General features: G+C 25.4%; 7 protein-coding genes. 2 read left to right on the top strand and 5 right to left on the bottom strand.

The annotated features are described in order from the left end of the window. Positions 1 to 703: 703 nt before the first annotated feature. The gene (locus tag D9R21_RS04325; RefSeq protein ID WP_196234377.1) at positions 704 to 1726 is read right to left on the bottom strand and encodes a ribose-phosphate diphosphokinase; all 1023 of its coding nucleotides are present in this window, start codon (positions 1724 to 1726) and stop codon (positions 704 to 706) included. A 135-nt stretch (positions 1727 to 1861) separates the two neighbouring features. Here D9R21_RS04325 and D9R21_RS04320 point away from each other — a divergent pair, with 135 nt between their 5' ends. Further along, complete coding sequence (locus D9R21_RS04320) at positions 1862 to 2089, top strand: NifU family protein (protein ID WP_126821242.1); 228 nt, start codon at positions 1862 to 1864, stop codon at positions 2087 to 2089. On the opposite strand, the gene D9R21_RS08390 is transcribed toward D9R21_RS04320, so the two are convergent. The 4 genes from D9R21_RS08390 to D9R21_RS04305 all read right to left on the bottom strand — a co-directional run bounded on the left by D9R21_RS08390 (position 2082) and on the right by D9R21_RS04305 (position 4367). Then, positions 2082 to 3050 (bottom strand): MFS transporter, encoded by a 969-nt coding sequence (locus tag D9R21_RS08390; protein WP_241568766.1) that lies wholly within the window; start codon positions 3048 to 3050, stop codon positions 2082 to 2084. The genes D9R21_RS04320 and D9R21_RS08390 overlap by 8 nt on opposite strands. A 93-nt stretch (positions 3051 to 3143) precedes the next feature. After that, positions 3144 to 3572 (bottom strand): hypothetical protein, encoded by a 429-nt coding sequence (locus D9R21_RS08385; RefSeq protein WP_241568765.1) that lies wholly within the window; start codon positions 3570 to 3572, stop codon positions 3144 to 3146. A gap of 9 nt (positions 3573 to 3581) precedes the next feature. Next, positions 3582 to 4013 (bottom strand): ribose 5-phosphate isomerase B, encoded by a 432-nt coding sequence (rpiB, locus tag D9R21_RS04310; RefSeq protein ID WP_126821241.1) that lies wholly within the window; start codon positions 4011 to 4013, stop codon positions 3582 to 3584. Between the two features lie 66 nt (positions 4014 to 4079). Continuing rightward, entirely contained in the window at positions 4080 to 4367 is a 288-nt protein-coding gene (locus tag D9R21_RS04305; protein WP_126821240.1) for a hypothetical protein, read from the bottom strand. A gap of 147 nt (positions 4368 to 4514) precedes the next feature. On the opposite strand from D9R21_RS04305, the gene rpsT reads away from it, so the two are divergent. Next, a complete protein-coding gene (rpsT, locus tag D9R21_RS04300; protein ID WP_126821239.1) occupies positions 4515 to 4766 on the top strand; it encodes a 30S ribosomal protein S20 in 252 nt (83 codons plus the stop codon). Positions 4767 to 4929: the final 163 nt, after the last annotated feature.

Here is a 4929-nt window from a genome sequence, read left to right as displayed (position 1 = left end):
TGAAATAACCACATAATTTTAAAAAAATATTTTTTTTGAAAAAATAGTTGCAATTTTTAATAAAAGATATAATATTGACTTAATAAGGGTTAAAAATCCTAATTGAATCTTTACTTTACAAAAAAAAGAATAAATTAATAATAAAACTTAAGTTAAAAAAACTATATATTAAAATTAAAAAATAATATTTATTATATTTATTATCTTCTAATACTGTTGTTCAATTAATAATTAAAATACTATAAAAAATATTCATAATTACACCATACAGAACAATAGTTAAATATGGATAATAACCCTTTAAAATAAAATTAAGAAAAAATATTTGAAAAATGGGATCATATATCGTAATGCTAATATTGTACTTAAAAAAGAAAACTGCTGTAAATAAATAGTAACTAATAGTCAATAATAAGAATAACATTAAAATTAAAATACTTATATTAATAATAATTTGGATAATACGTCTATAACCATAAATTGAAGTTGTCATTATTTGCTCATTCATATTTTTAACTAGCGATATATTGTATATTATTAATAATTTGGATAAATAGCTTTTTCTTAATTTAATTATAACAAAAAACTACTTTAAAATTGATTATCTAATCATAAATAAATTACTCTCTTTTTTAATAAAAAATTAAATGTTATAAAAAAGTTTGCATTTCTTAGCTAAAAAATGCAAACTTTACCAACTATTTTATTTTTTTATTTTCTCAATTATTTTTTTTATTTGCTCATTACATTTTGAATAAACATCCAATAAACTACGTTTTTCAATCATTGCTCTAATCATCTGTGAAATTAAATCAGCAATTGAAATGACTTCTAACCCGTCAAATAATCGATCTTGATTAATATCAATTGTATTTGTAACAATAACCTTTTTAACTGTTCCATCATTAATAAGTTCTGTTAAACGCTCTTTTGCTGGGGGTGAAAATACTCCATGGCATGCTAATAAATAAACTGCTTTTGCCCCATGCTGTTTTAATGCTTTTGCTGCATTACAAATTGTGCCAGTTGTATCAATCATATCATCAACAATAAAACAAATACGGTCTTTGACATCTCCTAAAATAAATTGAACTTCACTAACATTTGGTTTTGGACGGCGCTTATCAATTACTGCAATATTCCCAGCTAAATTTCCTAAACGATTAGCCACATCTCGTGCCCGTACTAATCCACCATGGTCTGGTGAAACAATTGTTATTTCTTCTTTAAGATGGTCTTCTTCAATTTTTCGAACAATTGTTCTTACTAATTCTTGTGTTGAGCGTAAATCATCAACTGGAACATCAAAAAATCCCATTGATTGTGGTGAATGTAAATCAACAGTCATTACTCTTGTTGCCCCTGCTGTTGTTAACATATTTGCCACTAATTTACATGTAATTGGTTGGCGACCACGTGCTTTTCGATCTTGACGAGCATATCCAAAGTAAGGAATGATCACATTAATGCTTTGTGCACTACCGCGTTTTAGAGCATCAATCGCAATTAATAATTCCATTAGATTTTCATTGACTGGCCAAGATGTTGATTGAATAATATAAACATCTTTCCCCCGCACTGAATTCATTGCCCGTACCAAAATTTCACCATCAGCAAAACGAACAGTTTCCATTTCTTGTCTTGTTACACCTAAAATTTTACAAATTTCGTCTGCTAATTTTATTCCAGCAGATAGGCCATATATACTAAAACTTTTTTCTTCCATTAGTCCTCCTCTAAACATTTAAATTCCAATAAAAATTCTAAATTGAATCTCTACCTATTATTATATACATATCCATAATTAATTAAACTAACTTTGTTATAAAAATGCTATAATTAAATGGTGAAGGTGATTAGAATGACACAAACAAATCAAGCAAAAGATATTATTGATAATCTTCGCACTTATATTAATCAAGATGGCGGCGATATTGAATTTGTTGAAGTTAAAAATAATATTGTTTATGTTCGTTTAGCAGGAGCGTGTGTTGGTTGCGGATTAATTGATTCAACAATTAAAGATGGTGTTGAACAAATTGTTAAACAAGAAATGCCCGATATTATTGCAGTAGAAGTTATTATGTAACTTCTTTTTTTTGTAAATATTTTTTTAAAGCAATTTTTTGATCAATCTCATGGATAACAACCATTCCAACTAATTCACTAATCTTACTTTCAACTTGGTTGCGATTATAATATTCACCACTAATAAATTTAGCGCTAAAGAAAACAACAACAATTAAAATGAAGCAGCTAATGGCAAAACTTAAATATAAATATAAAATAACTTGCTTTAATGAATCTAAAAATAAATCATTTTTAATAAATGGTAAATTTAAATCTAAATTTAAATTACTAAAAATACCAACTTTATAATGGGCAAAAACCCGGATTAAGAACTGTACAAGAAATGTTACTAAAGCATTTAATGCTGAAAAACAACCCGTGACAGGTTGATTTTGAATCCGATAATTCCACATCATTATAATTGAAAATAAAATTCCAAACAAAAATATCATTGCAAAACCATTTAAAAATTGACAAATTAATAAAACTTCCGGAAGTGGAATGATAGCAACAAAAACAAAATATAGACTTCAAATTATTAATGCTAAAATTAATGAATTCTTAATTCCAATTTTTCTAATAAAAAAATAAATAAACATTGCCCCAATAATTTGCGCAAACCATCAAATTTCCTGAACTAAATGTAAATAATGTTCTACCATCATTTTACTGTGATAACGTACTCAAGTTTCTTGTGCTAAAATAATATTTAAAAAATTACCTTGACTTAATTCTCTTAAAATAGCAATAAAAAATAATAAACTAATAATAACAATAATTTTTCATCATGAAAATGTACTAAAATGTTTTAAAACTTTCGAAGAAAAAGCACCAATATCGTTTTTAATTTCCGGCATATAAAAACAAAAAGCAAATGAAAACATTAGGATAATAGTAATTATTCCAAAAATAATATAATGGAATGTTAATTCACTATTATTAAAATTTTTAACAAACATCAATAAATTAGCACCAGTCATATTCGCTATTACAACAATTGGTAAATTTAAAGTTACTGTTGCAAAAGGATTAGTTCGATAAAAATAAATCTCATTAAAACTTAAATATCATAATTAATTTGTTGAAGCACCAAAGCCAAAAGTAATCGTACAAATAATCATAGTAATTCAATTTTGCGGTAAAATAAAAACTAATAAAATTCCTAAAAACATTAAGCAATATGAAATTCAAAACCATAATTTCCGACTTTGAAATAATCCTGTAATTCATGAAGCTGGAATAAAAAAGATTGCCACATATAAAGATGTACTAACTACTAATAAAAGAGTAATTGAATTAATATTTTTAGCAAAATCAAAAATGATAAAATTATAATTTAAAGTTAGTGAACATGATAATGCTAACCAAAAACAAAAATGCTGAATAATAAAAACTCATTGATAAAAATATTTTATTCCTTTTTTAACCAAGTTAGTTATATATCCTAACATAAGTAAAATTGTTAAAAAATGATACAAAAATAAATTATCTCAATTATTCATAATTTTATACTAAAGGTTATTAAGTTTTTCAACACGAAGCTCATGACGAACAGAATCAAAAGTACTATTTAAAAACATATCAACAATTCAAATTGCATTTTGATTTGCAATAACTCTAGCACCCAATGCCAAAACATTAGCATTATTATGTTCGCGCGCTAATTTTGCTAGCATTGTTTCATTACACAATGCTGCTCGAATTCCTTTTACTTTATTTGCCGCAATTGAAATTCCAATTCCTGTTCCACAAATTATAATTCCAATACTATTTTTTTCTTTAATTACGCGTTCACCAACAGCTTGACCAATATCAGGATAATCAACTGCCTCAATACTATCTGTACCTAAATTAATAATTTCATATTTTTGCGCAATTAAATTTTTAACAATTGCATTTTTCATTTCAATGCCCGTATGATCATTCCCAATCACAATTTTCATTCTTGTTGTTCTCCTTTTCCTACAATTTAACTATAACATATTGATTTTTTAAATAAAAAACAAAAATTAATTCCTTGTAATAATATCCAATAATTTTCCAGGACTCATTGGCGTTACTGTTACAATTAATCTTGTCTGTTTTGCAACTACAACATATAAGTTCCCTTTTAAATCATCCAATTTAATATATAAATTTTTTGTTGTCTCAATTAGATCAGAAGAATTATCAATCATTTTAATAATTTTTTCTTTAATAATTCAGTCATTTTCATTTTTAAAAGCAGGAATTCGTTCTCGAATTCGTTGCAAACAATGAAAAGAAAACCCTAAACGGTGTTGATAATAATATCCCATTTCTATATCCACCTACTTTACAATTATTATACAGATATATTTAAAAAAATAATGATAAAATATTAAAAAAAGTAGTACCTTCCTTTACACTTTTTTATCTATTTGTTATAATTCATTTGTGTCTTAAAAGTCGAAAGGAGAGCAAAAATGGCTAATATTAAATCACAAATTAAAAGAGTTAAAACAAATTCAAAAGCTAATTTAGCAAATAAATCTTTTAAATCATCAGTAAAAACAGCAATCAAAAAAGCAGAAATCGCTATTAACGCACAAGAAGCAAACGCATCACAATTAGTTAATACTGCAATTAGTTTAGTTGACAAAGCAGTTACTAAAGGAATTTATCATGCTAATAAATCTGCTCGTGTTAAAAGCAGATTAATGCTTAAAGCACATTAATTTCAAAATCCTTTTCAACAAAGACAATAAATATTAAAAAAATAAAAAAAAATCATAATTAATATACAATGTTTCTTTTAACTGAGAATATGAAATAAAAAACCTTTCTAGGTTATTATTAAATATATAAAGTTAGGAGAAACATTTTTTATATGGCAAAGGG

The sequence above is a fragment of the Spiroplasma endosymbiont of Megaselia nigra genome, assembly GCF_003987485.1.
Classification (GTDB): domain Bacteria; phylum Bacillota_I; class Bacilli_A; order Mycoplasmatales; family Mycoplasmataceae; genus Spiroplasma.
Note: the sequence above shows the minus strand (reverse complement) of the source record. Positions and strands in the feature narration are given on the sequence as shown.